We start from the raw sequence: 24,250 nt of genomic DNA on the forward strand, positions 1-24,250 counted from the left end.
CACCTCATCCCCTTTCCACACCCCACCCCGATTTGTCAACCCCTAATCGCCGTAAAATAGGCGCGACTCTGGGAAACCCCCGGCTTCGCGTCCGCTTCTTTTTTGCCTTCTCTGTTTTGCCTTCCCTGTCTGCCATAGCCCAAAACGACGATTTCGGGCCATGAGCCTGCTGGCTCTGCCCTGGCAAAGAACGTCGAAAACCGCTCAGCGTTCGGTGTCGGAAATGTAGGTGCCGTCGGCCTTGCCCCGGAAAGTCACGGTGCCCTGGCGATCGGTGCGGAAAATACGCAGGTTGTTGGCCTTGTAGAGGTTGAGGGCCGCCGCCGTCGGGTGCCCATAGTTGTTGTCGCCCACGCTGATGACCACGTTTTCGGGCTTGACCACGTCCAGCCACGCCTGATGGTCGCCGTTGGCGGCACCGTGGTGAATGCTCTTGTAGACCTGCACCGGGCCGCGTACTTCGGGGCGGTTTTCGGCCATCCAGGCTTCGGTTTCCTTCTTTTCCGAGTCTCCGGTCAGCAGCGCGACGAACTGTCCGAACTCGACGCGCACGCCCACCGAGTTGTCGTTCTGGTCGTCCCCCATGCCGGAAGGGGGAGTGATGACTTTCACCTTCACACTCCCCAGGTTGACGACCTGACCGTTGGCTTTCTGAAAGGTGGTTCCGGCGTCCTGAAGGGCCGTGACCAGTCGGTCCCAGGTCTGCGTGGTTCCGGCAATGCCGTTGTTGATGAAGAGGGTGGGACGGCCCGACTTGGCCCCCTCCACCAGTCCCGCGATGTGGTCGGCGTCGGCGTGCGAGGCCACCATCAGGTCGATTTTGCCGACCCCCTGCGCGGCGAGTTGCTCGCGCATCCGCTCGGCGCTGCGCCCGCCGTCCACCAGCATGGTCTTGCCCTCGGGACTGCGGACGAGCACCGCGTCACCCTGCCCCACGTTCAGAAACTGCACGCTGACCTCGCCCTGCGGCGGTGCCACCTGTCCCGTCGGTTCGCCCCGGCCCTTGTCGAGTTGGGTGTTGCAGGCCGCCAGCACGCACATGAAGACCACCAGGGCCACCGCCAGAATGTCGGCGCTGCCGGGCTGCCGGGCGGGTTGCAGGTCGCGCTCGTCTACGCGCATCCGCACCGTGGGGGCGGACTTGGCGAGGGCGGCGCTGCGGGCGCGGGTGGTGCCGGATTTGGCGCGGGTCGAGGTGCTGGCGCGGGTGGTCGTCTTGGCGCGGGCCGTGCTGCTGCGGCTGCCCGAAGCCGAGGTCGTCTTGGCCTTGCTGGTCGTCCGGGTGGCCCCGGCTGTACTGCTCTTGGCCGTGCTGCTCTTGCTGGCGGTGCGGCGCGGGGCGCTCTTGGCGTCGCTGCGGCTCATAGCGTGATTTCTCCGTCGTCACCCAGCAGGTCTATGGCAACGTCAGCGCGGTTGACCTCGTCGAGCCGGGCCTGAGCGCGGGCGCGGGCCTCGCGGGTTTCGGCTTCCAGGCGGCGAAAGACGATACCGCCCACGCCCCGGCGCACTTCGATCAGGTCACCCTCGCGCACCCCTTCGGGCAGTTCGCGCAGCGGCACCGTGCGGGTGCGTCCGCTGGGCAGCTCCACACGCGCCAGCGGGCCACGCGGGCTGTCTTCCAGACCGTCCACCGTCCAGCACTCGCTCCAGGTTTCCTGATTCGCTTCCGTCATACCGCCTCCCCAGCCGCCGTCCAGGGCCGCTGCCCACAGGATAACGTTCACCGCCTGTTCCGTCTTGCCCATAGTCTCCTCCCCCGTTCTGCCCAGAACCCATCGGCTCAGAACGTAATTTCTTCGTCGCGTTCCCGCTTGAGACGTAGTGTGCCACCATTCTTGACTCGTGTCAAGGAACGGTCTGAACTGTGCCTTGGAGAGTCAATGTTTGGGGCGGTTTGCCGCAAACTCGCGTGTAGGAGAGGGGTGAGGGGCTTGACTCGCCGGGAGGATGCCCGGAGCTGCTCAGGGCCGGGGCGCGGCCACCCAGTTGGGAATCTGTCGCCACACCACCCCGTACAGCAGCGCGGCGATGCTCCAGAGCAGCACAAGCGCGGGCCAGGACGACAGGCAGGCGCAGCCCATCAGGAAGGCGGCGGCGGGCGCACTCGCCCCCTGAATGGCGGCGGTCAGGCCGCGCTGCTCGCGGGGAATGTCGGGATTGGCGGCGGCGCGGCGGGCCAGCCACAGCGTCCCCCAGCCCAGCAGCAGCGCCAGCCCGCCCAGCAGCAGGGTGGTCTGGAGCGGCAGCGGCGCGGGGCGGGTCAGCAGATACAGCAGCCCCAGCGGAAGCCCCGGCAACGCCAGCACCGCAAAGGCCAGCCGCAGCGCCAGCCGCATACCGCGCACCTGTTCGGCGGGCGTGCCGCGCAGGGCGGCGGTCAGTTGCGCCGTGACGGTCTGCCACGCTCCGCCCCCCGCTTCAGGCATGGGGAATCCACTGCACGGTGGCCTGCACACCGCCGACCTGGACGGTGTCGCCGTCGGCAATTTCGCGGCGCAGGCGGGCCAGGACAGCGCCCCCCGCGCTCTGCCCCGTGCGCCCCACCACCCGCTCGCCCTGCTGGATGTCGGTGTGGGAGGGCAACCCTGGCCCCAGCAGCCGCGCCAGATGAAAACGGGTCTGGCCTCGCGCCTCAATCCGGGCCATGATTTCCTGCCCCACGTAGCAGCCCTTGCGGTAGCTGATGGCGGTCAATGGGCCGCCCACGTCCAGCCCGACTTCCTGCGGCAGCGCCCCCACGAAATCGTCCGCCAGCACGTCGGGAAGGCCCGCCGCCACCCGCAGGGCGCTCAGTTCGGACAGCGGGCGCTCCTCGCCGCCCAACGCTTCCAGCACGGCCTGTTCGTCGCGGGCGAGATAGTGCAGGTCTACCCCGTCCGCCGCACCGCGCCGCACCCGCCCACCCAGCACCAGCGAGCCGCCCAGCGTCCACTGCTGCGCGACTGGCCCCGCCCCGTCCCAGCCGGGCACGTCCTGCTGCCAGACATGCACGGTTCGCAGGGTGTCCGACAGGTCATGCAGTTCGACCTGGTCGAAGATGATGTAGCGCTTCAGGCGAGCGGCCAGCGCCTGCGCCTCTCCCGCGCCGAGGTGCAGATAGATGTCGTCGGGGCGCTTGTAGGCGTGGGCGAACTGCTCGATTTGCCCGCGCACGTTCAGGAAAGCGCAGGGCACGACCCCCGGAGTAGGGGCGCCGCGCAGGTCGCCCGTCATCTGACCGTGTACGAAATCGGTGCGGTCTGCGCCTGTCACGCGCAGGGCACTGGAAGGAAGCCGAGTCCACATGCGGCCCAGAATAGGGCGGGCGCGGCACAGGGCGGAATGGCACAGGGCAGCGGCGGGAGCGGGTTATGCTGGCAGGCATGAGCGGGCCACTGACCTTTCTGGTTGCCAGTCCTCACCTGCAGGGCAGCGTGTTCGAGGGAGCCGTCGTGCTGCTGCTCGAACACGACGCGCAGGGGGCGCTGGGCCTGATGGTTCACCTGCCCAGCGAGCAGACGGTGGCCGACCTGATGCCTGACCTCGGCGGCGACGGCACCGCGCAACTCGCCTGGTGGGGTGGCCCGGTCGATCCCAGCCTGGGCTGGTGCCTGTACCCGTTTCCGCTGGGGCTGGAGGGCGAGGTGCAACTGGTGGACGGTCTGCTGGTCAGCAGCAATCTGGAGGTGCTGCGGGCGCTGGCGGGGGGCACCCAGCCGTACATGCTGCTGCTGGGCTACGCGGGCTGGAGCGCCGGGCAGCTCACCGAGGAAGCGCGGCAGGGCACTTGGCTGTGGGTCGAGCAGGACACCCCCGACCTGATTTGGAACGTGCCCGCCGCAGAACGCTGGGCCGAAGCCTTGCGCCGCCTGGGGGTCAGCCCCGACACCATCGTGGCTGGAGGAGCGCAGGCTTGACGCCGAAGGGCGCGGAGGCACGCGACGCCCTGCTCTCGCGCTTGAGCGGCACCCGCTGGCCTTACGAGCCGCTGCTGGACGCCCTCGACCTGCCCGCCGAACTGGACGTGCTGGACGTCGGCGCGGGGGCTGGACACGGCCTGGGCGTGCTGGCTTGGCAAGGACAGACCGGGCGCGTGGTGGGGCTTGACCCGGCTCCCAGCCCTGGCGTGCAGCTTGGGCAGGCCGAGCACCTTCCCTTCGCCGCCCAGAGTTTCGATGTGGCGCTGCTGGTGCGCGTGCTGGCCCACGTGACCGACCCGGCGCGGGCACTGGCGGAAGCGTGGCGGGTGCTGCGCCCCGGCGGGCGACTGGTGCTGGCGGCCCAGGGGGACGAGCATCTGGCGCAGACGTGGCGGGCGCTGGGCCGACCCGTAGGCGGCGAAAGTGGCCCAGACGCCGCCCTGCGCGACTCGCTGCGGCAGGCAGGACACGTCGCCACCCGGCTGGACGTGCGCTTGCCGCTCACCGTTCACGCCGCCGACGCCGGGCCCCTGGTGGGCAGCTACGGCCTGCGCCTGAGCGTCAACCCGGCCCGCTTTCCGGTGGCGGACCACTTGCATCTGTGCGTTTACGTCGCCCTCAAGCCATAAAAAAGGGGGGCGACGCTACCCCCTCTCCCCTTCACCCTACGCTACTTATCGAACTTCTCGAACCCCGCCGCGCTGCGCCGCTGTGCGCCACGGGCGTAGTCCATCTGCATTTCCACCGTGTCGTGCTTGCCCTCGGTGAAGGTCGAGTCGTGAATCCAGTAGTTCAGGCGGTCGTCACCCAGTTGCACCCACAGCTTGTGGGCGTCTTCAGCGTCGCGCCAGAACACCACGCGGCTGAATTCGTTCTGGGTGGCCCAGGCTGCGACGTCGCTCAGCACGCGTGCGGCCTTGGGATGAGTCATCTGGAATTCCTGCCCGTCGGACTCGTTCATGAACTTGATGTCAACCATAAGACCCAGCCTAGCCCCGTTTCATCAGATACAGGTAATCGAACGCTTGAACAGGTCTTGAGCCTCCCGTCAGGCAGGAGCAGGGCGCTATGTTCTGGCGCGATGTCTGCCCTGCCCGCCGCCCGCCCCAACGCCCTCAAGGTCACCACCCTCAACGTCAACGGCCTGCGAAGTGCGCTGCGAAAAGGGCTGGCGGACTGGGTCCTGCGCGTGCAGCCCGACGTGCTGCTGCTTCAGGAAGTGCGGGCCGACCCCATGCCGGACGCTCTGCCCGGCTACCACTCGGCCTGGTTTCCGGCGCAGAAGGCAGGGTACAGCGGGGTCGCCATCCTTTCGCGCCTGCCGCTGGAGGACGTGCGCCTGGGCATGCCCCACGCCGAAATGGACGCCGAGGGCCGCGTCATCAGCGCGGTGGTGGGCGGCGTGCGGTTCGTGAGTGTGTACCTGCCCAGCGGCAGCAGCGGCGAAGTGCGCCAGGGCTTCAAGGAAAGGATTCTGGGCGACTATCAGGCGTGGGTGTCGGGCCTCATCGCATCGGGTGAGCCGCTGGTGATTGGCGGCGACTACAACATCGCCCACCGCGAAATTGACCTGAAAAACTGGCGGGCCAACCAGAAAAACAGCGGCTTTTTGCCCCAGGAACGCGAGTGGATGACCGCGCACCTCCAAAGCGGCCTGACGGACGGGCACCGCGCCACGCTGGGCGACGAAGCCGAGTACACGTGGTGGAGCAATCGGGGCAACGCCTACGCCAACAACGTCGGCTGGCGCATCGACTATCTGCTGGCGGCGGGCGTGAACCTGCGAGACGTGCGGGTAGACCGGGAAACGCGGCTGAGTGACCACGCGCCGCTGACGGGGTGGGTGGAGGGGCAAGGGGTATAGGACTATCCCTCACTCCGCCAGAATGCGTAAAGACCGCTGTCAGGCAGGCGTGCTAAGCTGACTGTGCTGCCGGATTCAGACTTCGCGTCCCCACCAGATGCCGCCAAGGGCCGTGGGCAAAGTGGCGCGAGTGAATCCGAGTAAAGCGAGAACCCAGTTCCCGTGAGTGGAATGTACGCAGACAGTGTGGAGCGGGCCAGCGTTGGGCCGATTTCGCCACAGAATGAACCTCACGGGACGCGTCCTGCCATTAGGTGCATATAATGCCAAAACAGAGGAAAAAGGACGCGGAAACCGCAGTGCCGTCCGCAGAGAGCCAAACTCTACAGAGCGAGACTCCAGCGGCCCAGGCAGCGGCCCCCGCGCCAGAAGAGAACACCCCAACCGAACAGGTCGACACCCGGCGGAAGTTTGCCGCCCCTACCGCGGCCAAGACCGCAAAAACCGCGACGAAAAAGAAGTCCGCACCCGCCGACGAAACGGCCCCCGCGCCCAAGCGTCCGGGTCGCAAGCCCAAGGCCGTGCCTGAAGTGGAGGCCGCGTCGGAAGTGACGGAAGTGGCCCCTGCCACGGAGAAACCCAAGCGCACGCGCAAGCCTAAGGAGGCAGCCGTCAGTGCGGAAGTTGACACGCCGGACACTGCTCCAGTGATCGAACCCACGCCTGATGTTCAAGCCGAACAGCCTAAGCGCCGGGGCCGCAAGCCCAAAGCGCAACCGGAAACCGCCGAGGTCGTCGCCGCAGAGGCAGTAGCCGAACCCGCGCCTGAACCTGTCTCTCCACCTGTAGACGTCACGGTGCCTGAACCTATCAAGGCTCCGGCCAAACGCGGACGCAAACCCAAGGCGACCCAGCCGGACGAAACCCCGGCGGCGATCATCGTAGCCGAGGGCGAGATCGCGCCTGTAGAGCAGGCGGAGACGCCTCCCCTGCCCACCCCTCCCAAGCGCCGGGGCCGCAAGCCCAAAGCGCAGCCCACCCCCCTGACCGAAGTGCTCGAAGGGGTCGAAGCCGTGGAGGTGCCCCAGACCGCCGAGCCGGACGTACCCGTGCTGACGGTCGCCCACGAGACGGCGCAACCTGCCGTGGACTCGGCTGCCGTGCTGGACGACGAACCCGCCCCGGCTCCACAGCCTGAAGTGCGCCAGAGCCGCAAAAACCGCAAGGAGCGGCGCGAGGAACGGCAGCCGACAGCGAGCGCCGTAGCGCAGCCTGAAGAGACTGAGGAGGACGACCTCCAAAGCGTTCCCACCGAGGAGCGCCTGCTCACCGAGCAACTCCGCAAGCTGGGCCGCCCCGTGCATGTCCGCGACCTGGAGCGCACCTTTACCCGTCAGGCGTTAGAGCGGCTCGGCGGCTGGCGCAACATCACTGACCTGCTGGAAAACCTGGTGGAGTCGGGCAAAGTCATCCGCACCCGCAAGAAGACCTATGGCCTCCCCGAAGCCATGAGTCTGGTGCGTGGGCGCTTCCAAGCGTCGGCGGCGGGCTTCGGCTTCGTGGTGCCCGACAGCGGCGGCGAGGACTACTACATCGGCGCAGACAAGACGCTGGAAGCCTGGAACGGCGACACCGTACTCGTCCGCATGGACGGACGCGGCGACACCCGTGACCAGCGCGGCGGCAGACGCGGGCAAAAGGGCGACGGCAACCCCCGCGCCACCGTGGTTCGCATCGTGCAGCGGGCCTACAAGCAACTCGTCGGCACGCTGGAATTTCACCACGGCCACCCCATTCTCAAGCCCGACGACCACCGCGCCCGGCACCGCATCCTGCTGCTCCCCGAGGGTCTGGAAGAACTGGAAGCGGGCGCCCGCGTCGTCACCGAACTGTTCTGGCCCGAACACACGGGCGAGGACGAAGTCTTCGGTCAGGTCGTGCGCGTGCTGGGGGCCGAGGACGACCCCGAGACTGAAACCGAGGCCGTCATCGTCAAGTTCGGCCTGCGCGGTGAATTCCCCGACGACGTACAGGAACAGGCCAACGCCATTCCCGTCGAGATACCCGAAGAAGCCCTGGTGGGCCGCCTCGACCTGCGTGAATTCAACATCTTCACCGTAGACGGGCGCGACGCCAAGGATTTCGACGACGCCATTCACATTCAGCCCACGCCCGAGGGCAATTTCGTGGTCGGTGTCCACATCGCCGACGTGAGCCACTACGTGCAGGAAGGCACCGCGCTGGACGGCGAAGCCTACGCCCGCGCCACCTCGGTCTACCTGCCGGGGCGGGTGCTGCCGATGCTGCCCGAACACCTCAGCAACGGCGTGTGCAGCCTGGTGCCGTATCAGGACCGCCTGACCATGACCGCGCTGGTGGAACTCTCGGCAGAAGGCGACATTCTGGACGTGAAACTGACGCCCAGCATCATCAATTCCAAGGCGCGGCTGACCTACGATGAGGTGCAGGCGTACAGTGAGGCCACCGCCACGCTGCCTGAACACGCCCGGCACCTCGAAGGCGACCTCCACCTGCTGCTGAAAATCACCACCAAGCTGCGCCAGAAGCGACTGCGCGACGGCTCGCTGGACTTCAAGCTGCGCGAGGTCAAGGTGGACGTGGACAAGGACGGGCGCATGGAACTCATCCCCATCCGCGAGGAAACCGCCCGCGGCATGATTGAGGACCTGATGCTGCTCGCCAACAAGGTGGTCGCGCACTACCTGCTCCAGCGCGAAATTCCGACCCTCTTCCGCATCCACGAAGAACCGACCCTCCAGAAATTCCAGGAGGTCACGGGCGCGATTGGGCGGCTGGGCTTCGCCTTCCCCGGCGGCGAGCCGACCCCGCAGGCGTATCAGGCGGTCTTGAAGCAGGTGCGCGGCACCAACCGCGAGAGTGTGGTCAACACGCTGCTGCTGCGCTCCATGCAGCAGGCGAAGTACGCGGGCGAGAACCTCGGTCACTTCGGCCTCGCCTTCGACGAGTACCTGCACTTCACCTCGCCTATTCGCCGTTACCCCGACCTCGTGGTTCACCGCACGCTGAAAAAGGTGCTCTCGGGCGACTTCAAGGCCGGAAACCGCGAAGTGGCGCAGTTCCAGGGCCGACTGCCCGCGATGGGCGAACACACCTCCGATCGCGAGCGCACCGCCGCCGAAGCCGAGCGCGACCTCACCAAGTACTACCAGTGCAAGTGGGCACAGGAGCACAAGGGCGAGTCGTTCGTGGGCAACGTGTCGGGCGTGGTGTCCAGCGGCCTGTATGTGGCGCTGGACAACGGCGTGGAAGGCAAGCTGCACATCAGCCACCTGGACGACGACTACTACTTCTTCATCGAAGACGCGCAGATGCTCCGGGGCCGCAGCTCTGGCAAGGGCTACCGCCTGGGTGACGCGGTGCAGGTCACCATCAGCGACGTCAAGCCGCTCGCCCGTCAGATTGACCTGACGCTGGCCGACCCCGAAGACCCCGAGTACAAGCCCGGCAGCTATGAGCAGGCCGGAACCGAGCAGGAGACCCCTATGACCGAAGTCAAAGTCCGTGCCCGCCGCCGCGAAGACCGCGAGCAGGAGCGGCAGGAAAAACTCAAGAGCATTCCCGTCACCCAGCCCAAATTCACGCTGGACGATGACCGCCCCGCCATTCAGAGCAGCCCTCAGATGGGTGGACAGGTGGGCGGCGGACGTCCCCAGGGCCAGAGCCGGGGCGGACGCGGCGCGGGCCAGAGCCAGGGCCGGGGCAACCAGGGCCGCACCTTCGGCGGCGTGCCGATGGAGCGCGACCGTTCCGAGCGTGGCCCCTCACGCGGCAGCAGTGGCCCCCGCCGCGTGATTACGCTGGAGCGCCCCCGCAACGAGCATCTGCGCCCCGTCAACATCACCGTGCAGCGCATGTACTTCGGTGACTGGAGCACCGACAACATGCCCGAAGACGACGGCTACAGCGGCCCCCGCGCCGGCCGTGAACGCGGCTATGACCGTGGCGAGCGCCGTGGGGATAGTCGTGGCTACACCCGGGGTGGCAATGACCGTGGGGCGGTGAGCGGTGGGGGACGTCCTCCCCAGAACGCCCGCGCCTCTGCGCCGCGCCCGGCTCCTGCTGCGGCGAGCGGCGAGCGTCCCCAGGCGGCGGCCAGTGCCCCCAGCGAAGGCCAGGGGGAGGCCAATCGCCGCCGCCGTCGCCGGGGCCGCCGCCCGGCCAGCGCCGAGTAACCTTCTTCCTGTCGAGTGAGCCGTCCGCGTAGGCGTGGGCGGCTTTTTCGCATTTTGTCCCGCGCCCTCTCCCCTGCCGCCTTCCTCATCGCGCACCTGGAAAGAGGCGCCTATCATCGGCGGCATGTCGTCCTTTCCCCGCACGGCTGCCGTCCGGCTGATGATGGGGGCGGTAGTGGGAGTACTTTGCGCCCTGCTGCTGCCTTCCCACTGGTTCTGGGAAGCCCGCGTCCTGACGGGCTGGAACGTGTTCTGCCTGGTCAATCTGCTGCGGCTGTGGCCCCTGCTGCGCCTCGCGCCGGATGACGTGGCGGCCCACGCCACCCGCGAGGACGAAACCCGCCCGCTGGCAGCGACCCTGACCACGGCGGCGGCCCTGGTCAGTCTGGTCGGGGTGTTCGTGACGCTGCATGAGGCTGGGCAGCATCAAGGAACAGTGGCGTACGCGCTAACCGGGCTGGGGGTGTTGACCACCGCCCTGTCGTGGCTGCTGGTGCAGGCCGAGTACATGCTGCACTATGCCCGGCGCTTCTACAGCGACGGCGCAGGCGTGCGTTTCGTGCAGCGCGGCACCGACGACCCCCTGCCCGACCCCGACTACTTCGATTTTCTGTACCTGTCGCTGACCATCGGCATGACCTATCAGGTCAGCGACACCAATCTGGACACCCGCGAAATGCGCCGATTGCTGCTGGGCCACGCGGCGCTTTCCTACTTTTTCAGTGTGGTCATCATTGCGGTAACCATCAACGGCGTGGCAGGCATTCTGGGTTGACGGCCCCTCGCCGCGCTATGCTGCACGGTGCATGACCGGGCCGGATTCCTCCAAACCAGCGGGACAGGGGCAAAGCCGCACCTCCTCGCCTCCGTCTTCTTTACCCAACCAACTCATTGACGGCAAGTACCGGGTACTGCGTGAACTCGCCCAGGACGGCCACGTTCGGCTGTTCGAGGTGCAGGCCGCCGAGGGCGTCACCCGGCAGGTGGCGTGGTTCGAAGTGGTGTCTCCAGCCGACCGCCAGCAGTTTCACGCCTACCGCACGGCGCTGCGCTCGGTCAATCCCGCCGGGCTGACGGACGTGGTGGCCCGGCCCGGCGCCTACTACGCCGTGTGGCAACCCGTCACCGGTACGCCCCTGCAAGAGGTGGCGGCGCAGCCCACCAAACGTCAGGAAACCATAGACGCCGTGGAGGCGCTGGGACGCAAACTCGCCGACTCCGGCTTTGCGCTGACCGACGCCGACGTGGTGCTGCACGGCGACCAGCCCGAGGTGGCCTATCTTCGCCCGGTGCCAGCGCGTACGCCCGAAGACATCGCGGCGCTCAACGCGGGGGTGCTGTCGGGCCTGCGGGGTGGTCGGGTCAAGCAAAAGCGCGAACGTCGCCCCGGCGCGTGGTTGGGTTGGCTGACCTTCGTACCCGGCCTGCTGTTTCTGGGCGGCGCGGGCTGGCTGGGGGCCAAAGCCGCGCAGATTTACCTCAACCCCCCGGTCGGTGAGGTGGCGAGCGTCACCAGCCGCCCGGCGCAGGAGGCGGCCAAGGCGCTCACCAGCAAGGGCTTCCGGGTCGAGTACACCTACGGCGAGAGCGGCACGCTCCCTGTCGGCGCGGTGATCCGCCAGGAACCGGAAGGCGGCACCAATCTCCCCATCGGGCGGCAGGTCATCCTGACCGTCAACAAGCCCACTCCACTCATCGTCCCCAAGATCGAGGACATGACCTTGCAACAGGCCGAGGGGCCGCTCAAAGACAGCGCCCTTAAACTCGGCAAGGTCATCAAGGTGGACGGCACCGTCAGCAAGACGCCCGAAGGCCGCATCGTGGCGCAGATTCCGCCTGCCGGGGCGTCTACCCAGCGCAACCAGCCCGTGCAGGTGATGGTCAGCACCGGGGTGCGTGGCGAGGAAACCTTCATCATCGACCTGCGCGGCCTGACGTTCGACCAGGCGCGGGAGTGGGCGCGGGCCGCCGGACTGGTCGTCACCGACGTGACCCGCCAGCCCAGCGACAAGACCGAGAACACGGTGCTGTCGCAAGAGCCTGCGCCCTGGGCCACCGTTCCCGTCGGCAGCAAGGTCAAACTGGTGATCGCCAGCGTCAAGTACACGCCCCCCAGCACGCCCGCCGAGCCGCTGCCTATTCCGCCGCCTTACGTGCCACCGCCGCCCCCCGAACCCGTTACGCCGCCCAGCCAGACCCCGGCCCAGACGGTTCCCCAAACGCAGGGGCAGCCCTCCACCCCAACTCCGTCTCCAACGCCTGAGCAGACGGCACCCGACACCGGTACCACCGCGCCGCAGACGACCCCCGCCCAGGACACCCCGCCCCCAGCGGTGGACACCACGCCGCGTCAGGTCAACCTGCGCTACACCTTCCCCGCCGAATTGCCCGCCGGAACCTACTCCATCACGGTGCAGGACGCGAGCGGCGAGCGCGAAATTATGCCCGGCGTCGGCGCGGAACAGGTCGCGGGCCGACTCGCCCAGGCTCCTCTAACGGTGCAGGGGAACGCCGTGTTCATCATCCGGCGCAACGGTGCGGAATACACGCGGGTGGCGGCACAGTAGATTCGCTTTCGACAAACCATAAGAAACTCCCCCGCCCGTGAAGGTGGGGGAGTTTTTCGGTTGTCGTGCTTACGCTCTGGCGTCTGCTGCGCTGCGTCGTCCTCCCCGCCGCTTGGCAGGAGCAGGGCCACTGCCGTCACGCGGCGTTTCCAGCGCCTTCAGGCCACCGACCAGCGCCACGTCCAGCACTTCGTCCACCGTTTCGCAGGGGTGGAAGCGCATGGAACTGCGCAGGTGCAGGGGGATGTCCTCAATGTCGCGCTCGTTGGCCTTGGGCAAGATGATGTGCTTGATGCCAGCGCGGCGTGCGCCCAGCACCTTCTCTTTCAGGCCGCCGATGGGCAGATAACGGCCCGTGAGGGTCATCTCGCCCGTCATGGCGACATCGTGGCGGGCGGGAATACCGCTCAGCGCCGAAATCAGGCTGGTTGCCATCGCGCCGCCTGCGCTGGGGCCTTCTTTGGGAATGGCACCTGCGGGGACGTGAACGTGAATCTCGCTGTTTTCAATGCGGTCACGGTCAATGTGGAAGCGGGCGGCGTTGCTCTTGGCGTAGGTCAGCGCGGCACGGGCCGACTCCTTCATCACGTCACCGAGTTGCCCCGTCAACACCAGATTTTTGCTGCCAGGCATGATGCTGGTTTCCACGAACAGGATATCGCCGCCCACGGGCGTATAGAACATGCCCGTGCTGACGCCCACCATGTCTTCCTGACCCTCGGTTTCGGGGGTGTGGCGCGGCTGGCCCAGGTATTTTTCCAAGTCCTTGTCGGTGACTTTGGCGCGTTTGACCTTGCCCGTGGCGATGTTGCGGGCCACTTTGCGCAGCACCGTGCCGATTTCGCGTTCCAGATTACGCACGCCCGCCTCGCGGGTGTAGTGCGAAATCAGTTTTTCCAGCGCGGCGTCGGTCAGGGTGATTTGGTTGGCCTTCAAGCCGTTTTGTAGCAGCTGGCGCGGCAGCAGGTAGCGCTTGGCAATTTCCAGCTTTTCCTGCTCGATGTAGCTGTTGAACTCGATGACTTCCATGCGGTCGTACAGCGCGGGCGGAATCTGTTCGGGGTAGTTCGCCGTGGCGATGAACATGACTTCCGAGAGGTCGAACGGCACGCCCATGTAGTGGTCGGTGAAGTGCTGGTTCTGGCTGGGGTCAAGCACTTCCAGCAGCGCCGAGCTGGGGTCGCCCTGGTACGAACTGCCGAGCTTGTCCACCTCGTCCAGCAGAATCACGGGGTTCTTGGTGCCCGCCGTGCGAATGCCCTGGATGATGCGCCCCGGCATCGCGCCGATGTAGGTGCGGCGGTGTCCGCGAATGTCGCTCTCGTCGCGTGCGCCACCGAGGGCGATGCGAACATACTTGCGCCCCAGCGACTTGGCGATGCTCTGGGCGATGCTGGTTTTACCCACCCCAGGAGGGCCAGTGAAGACCAGAATGGGGCCTTTGTTGACTTCCTCAGCGCTGATGTCGCCGCGCTCGGCCCGCTCTTTACGCAGGCGGCGCACCGCCAGGAACTCCAGCACGCGATCTTTGACCTTGTCCAGCCCGTAGTGGTCTTCGTCCATCACCTGCGCGGCTTCTTCCACGTCCAGACGGTCTTCGGACCGATCATTCCAGGGCAGCTCGGTCACCCACGTCAGGTAGGTGCGAATCACCGAGGCTTCGGCGGCGTCGGGGTGCATCCGCGCCAGACGGTTGACTTCGCGCTCAATTTCCTTCTTTACGTCGGGCTTGAGGTCCAGCGCCTCAATCTTGGCGCGGAATTGCTCGGCCTCGTCGCCTTCCTCGTCGTCGCCGCCGTGCAGTTCCTTCTGGATGACCTTCATCTGCTCGCGCAGGTAGTACTCGCGCTGGTTCTTGTCGATTTCTTCTTTGACCTGCGAGCGGATTTTTTGTTGCAGGCTCTGGACTTCCTGCTCGGTGTCCAGCAGCGTCAGCAGCTTTTTCAGGCGCTCGGTCAGGTTGGCGGCTTCGAGGAGGGCCTGCTTGTCTTCCAGCTTGAAATCGAGGTTGAAGGCGATGTGGTCGGCCATTTCGCCCACGTTTTCTTTGCCCTGAATGGTCTGCACTGCCTCGGCGTTGATACGCCCGCCGCTGGCGACGGTGTCGAACTTGTCCTTGAGTTCGCGGGTCAGCGCCTGCACTTCCAGCGCCTTGTCTTTGCCTTCCGCCAGGGGTGCGATGTCGGCGGTCAGGTAGTCGCCCACCGCATAGTTGCTCGCCTGCACGCGGGCCACCGCCGACACCAGCATTTGCAGCGTGCCGTCGGGGTTTTTACGCACACGCAGCACGTTACAGGCGGTGCCGATGTCGTAGAGGTCGCTGCCCTTGGGGTCGTCCACGTCCTTGTCACGCTGCGAGACGATCAGGATGACTTTTTCGCCCTGCATGGCGGCTTCGATGGCATTGATGGAAATGGCGCGGCTGGCATCGATGTGCTGCACCATGGTCGGATAGATCACGCTGCCGCGCACCGGGCAGACGGGGACATTCTGGGGAAGGGTAGTGTCGGGCATCCGTTGACGCTCCTTTTGGCCGCTGGGGGCCACGGTGAGAGGTGACTCTGGCAAACGCTCCAGGCAATCGAACAAAGCACCAGACGACTTGCCAAGAAACTTGAGTGCGAATATATCAAGTTTTCAGGTGACGGGCAAGCCACGCGCCACTAAGTCAAGTGGCCTAGAATGCGTACAGTACGGCAAATTCTCTATCACAAAGCTCACAGAAGCTTGAGCGGCGCTTGAGGCTGGGCGGAGAAACGGGACAGGCGCAGAAAGACAGGCAACTGGATCGAAGATTTTTGCTAAATTCTAGGCATATTTTACGATATTAACATAAAACCTTCTCTCTCTGGCCTGCTGCGTTCAGAGCGCCGCCGGATAGACAAATGGCTGACCGCGTTCATGGTCTATTGGGGACTGACCTATGAAGGACCGTCTGACTGCTGCCCTCGGAGGACTCGGCCTGCTGCTGCTGGCGGTGGGGCTGTATCTGTCCTTCGTCTCTCCACCCGACATCAACCAGAAGGAACTGGTGCGTATCTACTACCTGCACGTTCCTGCCGCCTGGACCAGCTACCTGGCCTACATCGGCACCATGATCTACAGCCTGCTCTACCTGATCCGGCGCGACACCCGCTTTGACCGCGTGGCGCTGAGCAGTGCCGAAATCGGCGTGCTGATGACCGCGCTGGCGCTGTTTTCGGGCAGCCTGTGGGCCAAACCGACCTGGGGCACCTACTGGACGTGGGACCCGCGCCTGACCACCACCGCCGTCGGTCTGCTGATCTACATCGGCTACTTCATCATTCGCGGGCTGATCGACGACCCCCACCGCCGCGCCCGCGTCGCCGCCGTGCTGGGCATCGTGGGCACGCTCTACATTCCCATCAACTACATGAGCGTGTACTGGTGGCGCTCCATTCACCAGACGCCCACCGTCAAGCTGCTGGGCAAGCTGGAACTGTCCGCCGACCCGCGCATGATGCAGGCTTTTTTCACCATGCTGGCTGCCTTCACGGTCCTCTATTTCTTCATGGTGCGGCTGCGCGGCCTGCTCGCCAAGGAAGAGGAGCGGCGCGAACTGGAACGTGAAGAAGCGCAACTGCGGCTGACCGGGCCGCAAGGAGGGCTGTGATGTATACCGTATTCGTCGCCTGGGTCTACGGCGTGACTTTCGTCAGCATCTTCGGCTATATCGGCTGGATTCTGGCCCGCCTGAAGCGCGTGGAGGAACAGCGATGACCACCCCTCACCCTGCCCCCCCGCCCCCCGCCTCCCCGACGCCGGGCCAGTTTCCCGGCACGCCCCTGCCCCCCGCCCGGCAGCGTCAGCGTAACCGCCTGCCCCTGCTGCTGGCGGGCGCGGCGGTGCTCGGCCTGATCGGGTACATGGTACTGAGCAACGCCAACAACAACCTCGTCTACTACGTCCTGCCCACCGAGTACCAGCAGGACACCGCCAAGTTCGCGGACAAGACGCTGCGCATGGGCGGCCTCGCCAAAGACGTGGTCTATAACCGCGACACCCTGAACCTCAAGTTCAACATGACCGACGGGCAGACCTCGTACCCGGTGCAGTACACGGGCGCGGTGCCCGACCTGTTTCGCAACGACGCCGTGGTGGTCATGGAAGGCCAGATGCAGCAGGGCGTCTTTCATGGCAAAACGCTGCTGGTCAAGCACTCCGAGGAATACAAGGCCGACGACAGCAAGGGCGAGGGCCAGTACACGCCGCAGGACCTGAAGAAGATTCTGAACGAGGGGGGAACGCAGTGACGCAGAAGGCTGAAGGCTGAAGGCAGATGGCGGGGGGTTCTGAGCGAAGGTTGAAGGTTCTGGGGATGTTTCCCCTTCATCCAAAGCCGAAGCGCTGGCCCCCGTGCCCTGCCATCCGCCTTCTGCCCTCTGCCTTCTGCCAACACACATGCTCGACTTTCTCGGCTACAACTTTTCCCACACAGGCGCGGCGGGCACGCTTTCGCTGCTGCTGGCGCTCGGTTTTGCCCTGGTGGCCCTCATCTCGGGCGTGCTGGCGGGGCGGCGCGGTGACGAACGCCTGACCGAAATGGCCCGCTACGCCACCTGGGGCAATTTCGCCTTCGTGACCGCCGCCATCGGCCTCTTGCAATACGCCATCCTGACCGACGACTTTTCGGTGCGCTATGTCGCCAGCCATTCCATGACCGTCTCGCCGCTGTGGGTCAAATGGGTGACGCTGTGGGCCGCACTGGAAGGCTCGATCTTGCTGTGGGCCTGGATTCTGTCGCTGTACGCCTTTCTGGTCAGCCTGACGGCGCGGCGGGACGTGCTGCGGCCCTGGGTGCTGGCGGTCATGGCGCTGTCGGTGGTGTTTTTCGTGGGGCTGAACCTGACCGTCGCCAGTCCGTTTACTCCCGTGGTGGACGTGCCGCAGGAAGGGCGCGGCCCCAACCCGCTGCTGCAAAACCACTGGATGATGGCGGTTCACCCGGTGCTGATGTACCTGGGCTTCGTGGGCCTGAGCGTGCCCTTTGCCTACGCCGTCGCTGCCATGATTACCGGGCGGCTGGGCGAGTCGTGGCTGGTACAGACCCGCCGCTGGACGCTGGTGGCCTGGGGCTTCCTGTCGGCGGCGATTGCGGCGGGCGGCTGGTGGAGCTACGAAATTCTGGGCTGGGGCGGCTACTGGGCCTGGGACCCGGTGGAAAACGCCTCGTTCATTCCCTGGCTGCTGGCGACGGCCTTCTTGCACAGTGTTCAGATTCAGGAACGGCGGCGGATGCTCAAGACCTGGAACATTTACCTGATTGTCTTTGCCTACGCCGCCACCGTTCTCGGCACCTTCCTGACCCGCTCGGGCGTGGTGGAAAGTGTTCACGCCTTTTCCAACGGCCCGATTGGGCCTGTCTTCCTGGGCTTTTTCGTGGTGCTGGTGGCGCTGGGCGTGGGCCTCGCCACGTGGCGGCTGCCCGAAATCCGCGACCCGCACAGCCTGGACAGCCCCGTCTCCCGCGAAGGCTCCATCCTGGGCGGCAACGTGGTGTTCGTGGTGTTCGCGCTGCTGGTCGTCCTCGGCACGCTGTTTCCTGTGCTGGTGGAAGCGGTGCGCGGCATCCGCACCAGCGTCGGTGAACCGTTCTACAACTTCTTCGCCATTCCGATTGGCCTGCTCTTGCTGCTGCTGATGGGCGTCGGCCCCGTGCTGCCCTGGCGCAAGGCGGGCGACGGCAGCCTCAAGAGCCTCTGGAAGCTGGCGCAGTGGCCCGTGCTGGCCTTCGTGGCTGGGACACTTCTGGCCTTCGTCTTCGGCATTCGTAACCCTGGGCTGGCGCTGACGCTGGGGCTGTGCGCCTACAACGTGGTCGGGCTGGCTGGGCTGGTCGGCAGCAGCGTGCGGGCGCGGGGCGGGCTGGGGGCCTTGCCTGGGCTGGTGCGCGAACATCCGCGCCGCTACGGGGCTTATCTGGCCCACCTGGGCATCGTGCTGATGGCAATCGGCATCGGCTTTAGCAGCACCTACAAGGCCCGCCAGGAAGTCACCCTGCGTCCCGGCACGCCGCAGACCGTGCTGGGCAAAACCGTCACCCTGACCGCGCTGGGCAACGAGCGGCGGCCCGAGCGTCAGTCCATCGTGGCGACGGTCAAGGTCGGCAACGAAACGCTGACCCCCAAAGTCAACACCTATGTCAACATGCCGCAGACCGTCGCCATGCCCGCCGTCAAATACCACCTGATGGGCGACACCTATGTCACGCTGCTGGCCGCCGACGTGAACGAGAAATGGGCCACCGTCGCCGTGATCGACTCGCCGCTGGTGAGTTGGATCTGGTGGGGCGGCTTCGTGCTGCTGCTCGGCACGGGCCTGAGCGTGACCGCCCCCGTGCGCGAAACCGTGGCGGCGCGGGCCTTGCCCCAAGGAGTCACCGCATGACCCAACCCGAAACCACCCTTCAAGACCCAAATCGCCAAGAGCCGCCCCGCAAAAAAGCCTCCTGGACGCGCTGGATTGTGCCTGTGTCCATGCTGGGACTGGTCGGGCTGCTGGCCTACGGCCTCTTTACCCCCGACCCCGAAGGCGGCTCCGCGCTGCTGAACAAACCCGCGCCTGCCTTCGCGCTGCAAGACCTCGGCGGCAAAACCCACGCGCTGACCGCCGCGCAGGGCAAGCCCGTCGTCATCAATTTCTGGGCGTCGTGGTGCGTGCCCTGCCGTCAGGAAGCGCCCATGTTTTCTAAACTCTCGCAGGAAACGGCGGGCAAGGCCGAGTTTTACGGCATCATCTACAACGACCAGCCGAATGATGCCCGCAAATTCATGGACGATTACGGCCTGATTTATCCTGCGCTGCTCGACCCCAAATCGCGGACGGCGCTGAGCTACGGCGTGGGCAAACTGCCGATTACCTTCATCGTGGACGGCAGCGGCAAAGTCGTGCATATCAAAGACGGCCCGATTGAGGAACCCGAACTGCGCGAGGCGTTGAAAAAGGCGGGGCTGTGAGGGGGAAAGCCGCGTTGCTGACGGCAGTTTTGCTGCTCGGTGGGGCAGGAGCGCAAGGGGCGACCAGTACCCCCGCCGGGCAAAACGCGACCCAGGCGGCCCCTGCCCAACCCGCACCCGAGAACACCGACCAGAAGGGCCGCGCCGACTCGGTACGCACGGGCGTGGCAGAGGTGGACCGCACCGCGCCCGTACCGCTGACGGTGGAGCAGGAGCGGCAGGCCCAGCGCATCGGATCCAAGCTGCACTGCCCGATTTGCTCGGGCGAGAGCATCGCCCAGAGTCAGACCGACATCTCGCGCCAGATGATGAACGAGGTGCGTGACGGCATTCGCCAGGGCCAGAGCGAACGGCAGATTCTGGACCGCTTCGTGGCGAGCTATGGCGAGCGCATCCTGATGGAACCGCCCCGGCGCGGCATCAACTGGCTTCTGTGGGGCTTTCCGGTAGGGGCGCTGGTGCTGGGCGTCGGGCTGTGGCAGGGCTATCTGCGCCGCGCCAGCCGCGCCCCCGAGCGCACCCTGACCGCCGAGGAAGAGCGCCGTATCTCCGAATTGCTGCGCGAACGCCAGGGCGGGGAGGAACGGGCATGATTTTCGTGTTGCTCGTCCTCGGCACGCTGGCTTTTGCACTGCTGCTGCTGCCGATTCTGGCCCCCACCCGCCTGACCTCGCAAGACACCCGCCGCACCGAACTGGAAGAAGAAAGGGAACTGCTGCTCGGCAACCTGCGCGAACTGGAAAGTGCGGGCACCGACGCAGGCACCCTGACCCGCGAAAAAGTGCGGCTGACCCAGGTGCTGCACGAACTGGACGCCCTGCCGCCCGCTCCCGCTGCGGCCCAGGCGCGGCCCGCCCTGCCCACCGCGGCGGCGACCCTGCTGGGGGTGGCGCTGCTGCTGGGCGTGGGCAGCGCGACTTTTCTTCCGCAGTGGCGCAATATCGGCCTCTCGCCCAACGAACAGGCCCAACTGCGCGGCGCATCGGAACTGCCCAGGCTGGCGGCAAGGGCCGAAAAAACCCAGGTTCCCGCCGACTATCTCGCCTGGGGCGACGCCGCCTGGGACGCAGGCAAATTCAACGAAGCCGCCAAAGCCTATACCCAGGTGTTGCTGAAAGAGCGCGACAACGCCAAAGCCCTGCGGCGGGTCGGCTACGCCCTGCTGAGCAGCCGGGAAATGGCCCGCGACGGCATGAGCTTTATCGCCCGCAGCGTGGCCCTCGACCCGCAAGCCCCCGAAGGCCAACTGCTCTACGGCTACGGCCTGGGCCTGTTCGGGCAGTATGCCGAGGGCATCAAGGCGCTGGAAACCTACCGCAAACTCGACCCGGGCGGGCGTGACGCCGACGAGTTGCTGGTGGAGTATCAGGCCAAGGTGGGCGGACAGGTGGACGGCCGACTGGTCTTTGCCCAGAACTGCGCGAGCTGTCACGGACAGAAGGGCGAGGGCGGCACTGGTCCCAAACTGGTCGGCTCGCCTGCCCTCAGGAACGAAGCGGCGCTGCGGCAAATCGTGCTGAACGGCGCGACGGGAATGCCCGCTTTTCCCCAACTGGAAGGCAAGCAACTGGACGCGCTGGTGAAGACCTTGCAGGGTGAGTCATGGCCGTAGACCAGTCCAAGCGCACGCTGCTGAGCTACTGGTGGGTGCTGCCCGTGGCGGGCACGGTGGGCGCGTTCGGCTACATGGCGAACTACGCCCGCCGCGTCACCTTCAGCAAAACGGTGCCCGACCAGCCCAGGTACCAGAGCGGGCCGAAGCAGCGGGTGGCGGCACTGAGCGACCTGCGGGGGCCGTACTCCTTCAAAGAATTCACCTACCAGAAAACGCCGTGCCTGCTGATGCAATTGCCTCAGCCCACGCCCACGAGTCTCAGCGTCGGCGGACGGCATTTCGCGGCCTACTCGCGGCTGTGTACGCATCTGGGCTGTCAGGTCAACCCGATTGAGGACACCGAACTGCTGGCGCTGACCTACAACTACCGCGCCCAGCATCCCATGCTCGGTTGTCCCTGTCATTTCAGCGTGTTCGACCCGCAGCAGCAGGGAGCGAGCGTCTTTGGTAAAGCGCTGCATCCGCTGGCCCGTGTGCAACTGACCGAGCAGGGCGGGCAGATCTACGCGCAGGGGCTGGAGCCTGACCCGCGTGTGGAGCCGCCTGCCTGATACGGGGCTGAACGGCCCAGGATAAACGCGGCTCCCTCACTCTCTAGAGGGAACCGCGCAGGGGGAAATGACTTGCTGGAGGTTACTTCTTGTCGCTGTCCTCGGTGGAGGGCTTCGTCTCACCGTCCGCGTGAGGAACGGCATCAAGCGTGGGGCCGAAGTTGGTGTTGGCTCCCTCGCTCACGCCGTCGGCGCGGCTGCCTGCGGGAGCGGTAATGTCGGCGGGGGCGGTATCCGTACCAGTGCTGTTCTGCTTGTCGTCGGCCATAACTTGAACCTCCTGAGAATGAACTTGAACCCAGTCTAAGGAGCAGCTCCACATGGCAGATGTGGGGAGGCTTGGCACAGGGTTAGTCAATGGTGCCCGGAAAAGCTGACCGGGAGATTGACCAGTCATGTCCGCAGAACGCGCCGCAGATTGTCCCGCGCCTGCGCTTCCAGTCCGGCAAACTCGGGCGTGGTGTACAGCCGCTCACGGTTCAAAAAGCCGCGCAACACCTTGCGGCGACCCAGCCGGTAGAGCAGGCCGGGCACGTGGGCGTACTCCTGCCGAATGGCCGCGTCGTAAGCGTCGAACGTGGCGGCGTCCGCTCCCAGAATGGCGAGGTCGGCGTCCACCAGCAGCGCCTGTTCGCGGTCCGTGGGCGCAGCAGCGTGGCGGGTCGCCAGAATCATGGCCCGAATGCGGGTACGCACCTCCGGCCTGACCCCCTGCGCGGCCAGCCAGTCGTCGAAAATCACGGCACTGCGTTCTTCGTTATCGGTGGCCCGTGCGTCGTAGACGAGGTCGTGGCCCCAGCAGGCCAGCGCCAGTTCGGGCGTCAGCACCCCCCGGCTGTGCAGCGCCGCCAGCATGGACTCGACGTGCGCCGCGTTGTGGTAGGCCCGCTCCGGCTCGGCGTAAAACGGCAGAGTGAAGGTACGGGCCGCCGCGACCAGTTCGGGGTCAGGCGTCATGGGGCGAAGCATAGCGGGTCAGCTTCCCCGCGAAAAGCGGCGTTCCAGCGCCTTTTGCACCAGTTCCAGCAGGCTGGAAATCAGCCAGTAAATCAGCGCCGCCGCCAGATACGGCCCGAACGGTTCGAAGGTGCGGGCGATGACCAGTTGGGCGCTCCGCAGCAGTTCGACCACCGTGATGACCGACACCAGCGACGTGTCCTTGACCAACCCGATCAGCGTGTTACTGAGGCTGGGCAGGGCCACCCGCGTCGCCTGGGGCAGCACAATCAGGCGCATGGTCTGCCCCGAAGTCAGGCCCAGACTGGTCGCCGCCTCGCGCTGGCCCTTGGGAATGCTGAGAATGGCGGCCCGTATCGTTTCGCTGAGGTACGCCGCCGCATTCAGCGTGAGGGCGATGATGCCGCCCATCACCGGGTTCAGGGTGATGCCCAGACTCGGCAGGCCGTAGTAGATGACGAAAATCTGCACCAGCAGCGGCGTGCCGCGCATGAACGACACGAACAGGCTGCTCAGGCCCCGCAGCGGCGCAAACGGAGACAGCCGCGCCAGCGCCACCAGCAGGCCCAGCGGCAGCCCCAGCAACATGGCCCCCAGCGCAAATCCCAGCGTGACCGGGGTCGCCGCCAGCAGCGTGGGCAGGGCGGCCCAGGCGCTTTGCAGCACGAGTTGGAATTGTTCGGTGTTCATGCCTTACCCCGCGCGAAAATGAAAACCCCCTCTCCCTCGCGCCGAAGGAGAAGGAGCGGAGTATGCCGATTCAAGGCTTGCTGACGTCTTGACCGAACCATTTGCGGCTGATTTTGGCATAGGTGCCATCGGCCTTGAGTTGCAGCAGCGCCCGGTTGACGGCGGCTTGCAGTCCGGTGTTGGTCTTTTTCATGGCGATGGCGACGGGTTCAGGCTTGCCGATGACCCCGGCCCCGCGCACGGGCAGCCCCTGCTGCTTGATGAGGTAGCCGACCAGCAGGCGGTCGTTATAAGCGGCGTCCAGGCGTCCGGCGGCGAGGTCGGCCAAGTACTCGGGAGCGCCGGGATACGTCACCACGTTGATGCCGCCCGCCGCCCGCAGTTCCTTCTCGAAGTTGCTGCCCAGGCCCACGCCCACGCGCTTGCCCTTGAGGTCAGCCAACGTCTTGGGCGCGAATGTTCCCGACTTCTTCACGATGATTTGCGGGCTGGAGTAGGCGTAGGGCGTGCTGAACCCAATCGCCTTCTTGCGCTCGTCGGTCACGCCGACCTGGTTGACGATCACGTCGTACTTGTTCGCCTGCAACCCGGCGAGAATGCCGCTCCACTCGGTCAGCACGAATTCAGGCTTGAGGCCCAGCTTGGCGGCGACCGCCTTGGCGATGTCCACGTCGAATCCGGTCAGGTTGCCCTTGTCGTCCTTATAGGTAAAGGGCGGGTAGGTGCCTTCCATGCCGATTTTCAGCACGCCTTTGGTGAGGGTCTGGGGTGCGGCCGCCGAGGCCACGCTGACCGTGAGGGCCAGAGCGAGAAGTGCAACTTTGTTCATGTGTTCCTCCTGTCGCCGCAGCCGGATTGAACCGCAGCGAGTTCAATTCCCTAAGATGACAAGTTTTATCAACTTGGGGATGAGCCTTCTCTAAGATGACCTGCAAGCTGTCCCTGGGTACGGTTTTTTCGGGCGACTCGCCTA

The 24,250-nt window shown here is 65.9% G+C and carries 23 protein-coding genes; 13 read left to right on the forward strand and 10 right to left on the reverse strand.

Annotated elements, in window-relative coordinates:
* Positions 1 to 204: 204 nt before the first annotated feature.
* From Q4C89_RS02470 to Q4C89_RS02485, 4 genes are all read right to left on the reverse strand, one after another.
* The gene (locus Q4C89_RS02470) at positions 205 to 1,365 is read right to left on the reverse strand and encodes a ComEC/Rec2 family competence protein (RefSeq protein ID WP_303101026.1); all 1,161 of its coding nucleotides are present in this window, start codon (positions 1,363 to 1,365) and stop codon (positions 205 to 207) included.
* Positions 1,362 to 1,748: a DUF3006 family protein gene (locus Q4C89_RS02475; protein ID WP_303101027.1), complete on the reverse strand. Its 387-nt coding sequence runs from the start codon at positions 1,746 to 1,748 to the stop codon at positions 1,362 to 1,364. Before Q4C89_RS02475 ends, Q4C89_RS02470 begins: the two co-directional genes overlap by 4 nt.
* 216 nt (positions 1,749 to 1,964) lie before the next feature.
* Positions 1,965 to 2,429 (reverse strand): hypothetical protein, encoded by a 465-nt coding sequence (locus Q4C89_RS02480; RefSeq protein ID WP_303101028.1) that lies wholly within the window; start codon positions 2,427 to 2,429, stop codon positions 1,965 to 1,967.
* Positions 2,422 to 3,288: a folate-binding protein YgfZ gene (locus Q4C89_RS02485; RefSeq protein WP_303101029.1), complete on the reverse strand. Its 867-nt coding sequence runs from the start codon at positions 3,286 to 3,288 to the stop codon at positions 2,422 to 2,424. The genes Q4C89_RS02480 and Q4C89_RS02485 overlap by 8 nt, the downstream gene beginning before the upstream one ends.
* 77 nt (positions 3,289 to 3,365) lie before the next feature.
* On the opposite strand from Q4C89_RS02485, the gene Q4C89_RS02490 reads away from it, so the two are divergent.
* The gene (locus Q4C89_RS02490; protein ID WP_303101030.1) at positions 3,366 to 3,899 is read left to right on the forward strand and encodes a YqgE/AlgH family protein; all 534 of its coding nucleotides are present in this window, start codon (positions 3,366 to 3,368) and stop codon (positions 3,897 to 3,899) included.
* Positions 3,896 to 4,531: a class I SAM-dependent methyltransferase gene (locus Q4C89_RS02495; protein ID WP_303101031.1), complete on the forward strand. Its 636-nt coding sequence runs from the start codon at positions 3,896 to 3,898 to the stop codon at positions 4,529 to 4,531. The genes Q4C89_RS02490 and Q4C89_RS02495 overlap by 4 nt, the downstream gene beginning before the upstream one ends.
* 41 nt (positions 4,532 to 4,572) lie before the next feature.
* Here Q4C89_RS02495 and Q4C89_RS02500 read toward each other — a convergent pair whose 3' ends face one another.
* Entirely contained in the window at positions 4,573 to 4,881 is a 309-nt protein-coding gene (locus Q4C89_RS02500) for a hypothetical protein (RefSeq protein ID WP_303101032.1), read from the reverse strand.
* A 102-nt stretch (positions 4,882 to 4,983) separates the two neighbouring features.
* Between Q4C89_RS02500 and Q4C89_RS02505 the strand changes: the two genes are divergently transcribed.
* The 4 genes from Q4C89_RS02505 (at position 4,984) to Q4C89_RS02520 (ending at position 12,487) form a co-directional block, all read left to right on the forward strand.
* On the forward strand, positions 4,984 to 5,766 hold the full coding sequence (locus Q4C89_RS02505; RefSeq protein ID WP_303101033.1) for an exodeoxyribonuclease III: 783 nt from the start codon (positions 4,984 to 4,986) through the stop codon (positions 5,764 to 5,766).
* Between the two features lie 263 nt (positions 5,767 to 6,029).
* On the forward strand, positions 6,030 to 9,920 hold the full coding sequence (gene rnr / locus Q4C89_RS02510; protein WP_303101034.1) for a ribonuclease R: 3,891 nt from the start codon (positions 6,030 to 6,032) through the stop codon (positions 9,918 to 9,920).
* 124 nt (positions 9,921 to 10,044) lie between these two features.
* Positions 10,045 to 10,695 carry a DUF1345 domain-containing protein gene (locus Q4C89_RS02515; RefSeq protein WP_303101035.1) on the forward strand — a complete coding sequence of 217 codons (651 nt, stop codon included), beginning with the start codon at positions 10,045 to 10,047 and terminating at the stop codon, positions 10,693 to 10,695.
* 31 nt (positions 10,696 to 10,726) lie between these two features.
* Positions 10,727 to 12,487 (forward strand): PASTA domain-containing protein, encoded by a 1,761-nt coding sequence (locus Q4C89_RS02520; RefSeq protein WP_303101036.1) that lies wholly within the window; start codon positions 10,727 to 10,729, stop codon positions 12,485 to 12,487.
* Positions 12,488 to 12,556: 69 nt separating this feature from the next.
* On the opposite strand, the gene lon is transcribed toward Q4C89_RS02520, so the two are convergent.
* The gene (lon, locus tag Q4C89_RS02525; protein ID WP_303101037.1) at positions 12,557 to 15,001 is read right to left on the reverse strand and encodes an endopeptidase La; all 2,445 of its coding nucleotides are present in this window, start codon (positions 14,999 to 15,001) and stop codon (positions 12,557 to 12,559) included.
* 409 nt (positions 15,002 to 15,410) lie between these two features.
* Here lon and ccsA point away from each other — a divergent pair, with 409 nt between their 5' ends.
* The 7 genes from ccsA to Q4C89_RS02560 all read left to right on the forward strand — a co-directional run bounded on the left by ccsA (position 15,411) and on the right by Q4C89_RS02560 (position 21,630).
* The gene (gene ccsA, locus Q4C89_RS02530) at positions 15,411 to 16,121 is read left to right on the forward strand and encodes a cytochrome c biogenesis protein CcsA (protein WP_303101038.1); all 711 of its coding nucleotides are present in this window, start codon (positions 15,411 to 15,413) and stop codon (positions 16,119 to 16,121) included.
* A gap of 103 nt (positions 16,122 to 16,224) precedes the next feature.
* Entirely contained in the window at positions 16,225 to 16,761 is a 537-nt protein-coding gene (ccmE, locus tag Q4C89_RS02535) for a cytochrome c maturation protein CcmE (protein WP_303101039.1), read from the forward strand.
* Between the two features lie 148 nt (positions 16,762 to 16,909).
* Entirely contained in the window at positions 16,910 to 18,895 is a 1,986-nt protein-coding gene (locus tag Q4C89_RS02540; RefSeq protein WP_303101040.1) for a heme lyase CcmF/NrfE family subunit, read from the forward strand.
* Positions 18,892 to 19,464, forward strand: coding sequence for a thioredoxin family protein (locus Q4C89_RS02545; protein ID WP_303101041.1), 573 nt, complete (start codon positions 18,892 to 18,894; stop codon positions 19,462 to 19,464). The genes Q4C89_RS02540 and Q4C89_RS02545 overlap by 4 nt, the downstream gene beginning before the upstream one ends.
* Complete coding sequence (locus tag Q4C89_RS02550; protein ID WP_303101042.1) at positions 19,461 to 20,057, forward strand: cytochrome c-type biogenesis protein CcmH; 597 nt, start codon at positions 19,461 to 19,463, stop codon at positions 20,055 to 20,057. The genes Q4C89_RS02545 and Q4C89_RS02550 overlap by 4 nt, the downstream gene beginning before the upstream one ends.
* Positions 20,054 to 21,076 (forward strand): c-type cytochrome, encoded by a 1,023-nt coding sequence (locus Q4C89_RS02555; protein WP_303101043.1) that lies wholly within the window; start codon positions 20,054 to 20,056, stop codon positions 21,074 to 21,076. The genes Q4C89_RS02550 and Q4C89_RS02555 overlap by 4 nt, the downstream gene beginning before the upstream one ends.
* Positions 21,067 to 21,630: a ubiquinol-cytochrome c reductase iron-sulfur subunit gene (locus Q4C89_RS02560; RefSeq protein WP_303101044.1), complete on the forward strand. Its 564-nt coding sequence runs from the start codon at positions 21,067 to 21,069 to the stop codon at positions 21,628 to 21,630. The genes Q4C89_RS02555 and Q4C89_RS02560 overlap by 10 nt, the downstream gene beginning before the upstream one ends.
* Before the next feature lie 82 nt (positions 21,631 to 21,712).
* On the opposite strand, the gene Q4C89_RS02565 is transcribed toward Q4C89_RS02560, so the two are convergent.
* From Q4C89_RS02565 to Q4C89_RS02580, 4 genes are all read right to left on the reverse strand, one after another.
* Positions 21,713 to 21,898 carry a hypothetical protein gene (locus Q4C89_RS02565; protein ID WP_303101045.1) on the reverse strand — a complete coding sequence of 62 codons (186 nt, stop codon included), beginning with the start codon at positions 21,896 to 21,898 and terminating at the stop codon, positions 21,713 to 21,715.
* Positions 21,899 to 22,023: 125 nt separating this feature from the next.
* Complete coding sequence (locus tag Q4C89_RS02570) at positions 22,024 to 22,587, reverse strand: phosphohydrolase (protein WP_303101046.1); 564 nt, start codon at positions 22,585 to 22,587, stop codon at positions 22,024 to 22,026.
* 18 nt (positions 22,588 to 22,605) lie between these two features.
* Positions 22,606 to 23,277 carry an amino acid ABC transporter permease gene (locus Q4C89_RS02575; RefSeq protein ID WP_303101047.1) on the reverse strand — a complete coding sequence of 224 codons (672 nt, stop codon included), beginning with the start codon at positions 23,275 to 23,277 and terminating at the stop codon, positions 22,606 to 22,608.
* 70 nt (positions 23,278 to 23,347) lie between these two features.
* Entirely contained in the window at positions 23,348 to 24,106 is a 759-nt protein-coding gene (locus tag Q4C89_RS02580; protein ID WP_303101048.1) for a transporter substrate-binding domain-containing protein, read from the reverse strand.
* Positions 24,107 to 24,250 lie beyond the last annotated feature (144 nt).

This window comes from Deinococcus sp., from assembly GCF_030523985.1.
Taxonomy (GTDB): Bacteria; Deinococcota; Deinococci; order Deinococcales; family Deinococcaceae; genus Deinococcus.

Excerpts from the sequence above, each read along its gene's own strand:
- Q4C89_RS02470 (WP_303101026.1), bottom strand. The coding sequence starts at position 1,365 with ATGAGCCGCAGCGACGCCAAGAGCGCCCCGCGCCGCACCGCCAGCAAG.
- Q4C89_RS02475 (WP_303101027.1), bottom strand. The coding sequence starts at position 1,748 with ATGGGCAAGACGGAACAGGCGGTGAACGTTATCCTGTGGGCAGCGGCC.
- Q4C89_RS02480 (WP_303101028.1), bottom strand. The coding sequence starts at position 2,429 with ATGCCTGAAGCGGGGGGCGGAGCGTGGCAGACCGTCACGGCGCAACTG.
- Q4C89_RS02485 (WP_303101029.1), bottom strand. The coding sequence starts at position 3,288 with ATGTGGACTCGGCTTCCTTCCAGTGCCCTGCGCGTGACAGGCGCAGAC.
- Q4C89_RS02490 (WP_303101030.1), top strand. The coding sequence starts at position 3,366 with ATGAGCGGGCCACTGACCTTTCTGGTTGCCAGTCCTCACCTGCAGGGC.
- Q4C89_RS02500 (WP_303101032.1), bottom strand. The coding sequence starts at position 4,881 with ATGGTTGACATCAAGTTCATGAACGAGTCCGACGGGCAGGAATTCCAG.
- Q4C89_RS02505 (WP_303101033.1), top strand. The coding sequence starts at position 4,984 with ATGTCTGCCCTGCCCGCCGCCCGCCCCAACGCCCTCAAGGTCACCACC.
- rnr (WP_303101034.1), top strand. The coding sequence starts at position 6,030 with ATGCCAAAACAGAGGAAAAAGGACGCGGAAACCGCAGTGCCGTCCGCA.
- Q4C89_RS02515 (WP_303101035.1), top strand. The coding sequence starts at position 10,045 with ATGTCGTCCTTTCCCCGCACGGCTGCCGTCCGGCTGATGATGGGGGCG.
- Q4C89_RS02520 (WP_303101036.1), top strand. The coding sequence starts at position 10,727 with ATGACCGGGCCGGATTCCTCCAAACCAGCGGGACAGGGGCAAAGCCGC.
- lon (WP_303101037.1), bottom strand. The coding sequence starts at position 15,001 with ATGCCCGACACTACCCTTCCCCAGAATGTCCCCGTCTGCCCGGTGCGC.
- ccsA (WP_303101038.1), top strand. The coding sequence starts at position 15,411 with ATGAAGGACCGTCTGACTGCTGCCCTCGGAGGACTCGGCCTGCTGCTG.
- ccmE (WP_303101039.1), top strand. The coding sequence starts at position 16,225 with ATGACCACCCCTCACCCTGCCCCCCCGCCCCCCGCCTCCCCGACGCCG.
- Q4C89_RS02540 (WP_303101040.1), top strand. The coding sequence starts at position 16,910 with ATGCTCGACTTTCTCGGCTACAACTTTTCCCACACAGGCGCGGCGGGC.
- Q4C89_RS02545 (WP_303101041.1), top strand. The coding sequence starts at position 18,892 with ATGACCCAACCCGAAACCACCCTTCAAGACCCAAATCGCCAAGAGCCG.
- Q4C89_RS02555 (WP_303101043.1), top strand. The coding sequence starts at position 20,054 with ATGATTTTCGTGTTGCTCGTCCTCGGCACGCTGGCTTTTGCACTGCTG.
- Q4C89_RS02560 (WP_303101044.1), top strand. The coding sequence starts at position 21,067 with ATGGCCGTAGACCAGTCCAAGCGCACGCTGCTGAGCTACTGGTGGGTG.
- Q4C89_RS02565 (WP_303101045.1), bottom strand. The coding sequence starts at position 21,898 with ATGGCCGACGACAAGCAGAACAGCACTGGTACGGATACCGCCCCCGCC.
- Q4C89_RS02570 (WP_303101046.1), bottom strand. The coding sequence starts at position 22,587 with ATGACGCCTGACCCCGAACTGGTCGCGGCGGCCCGTACCTTCACTCTG.
- Q4C89_RS02575 (WP_303101047.1), bottom strand. The coding sequence starts at position 23,277 with ATGAACACCGAACAATTCCAACTCGTGCTGCAAAGCGCCTGGGCCGCC.
- Q4C89_RS02580 (WP_303101048.1), bottom strand. The coding sequence starts at position 24,106 with ATGAACAAAGTTGCACTTCTCGCTCTGGCCCTCACGGTCAGCGTGGCC.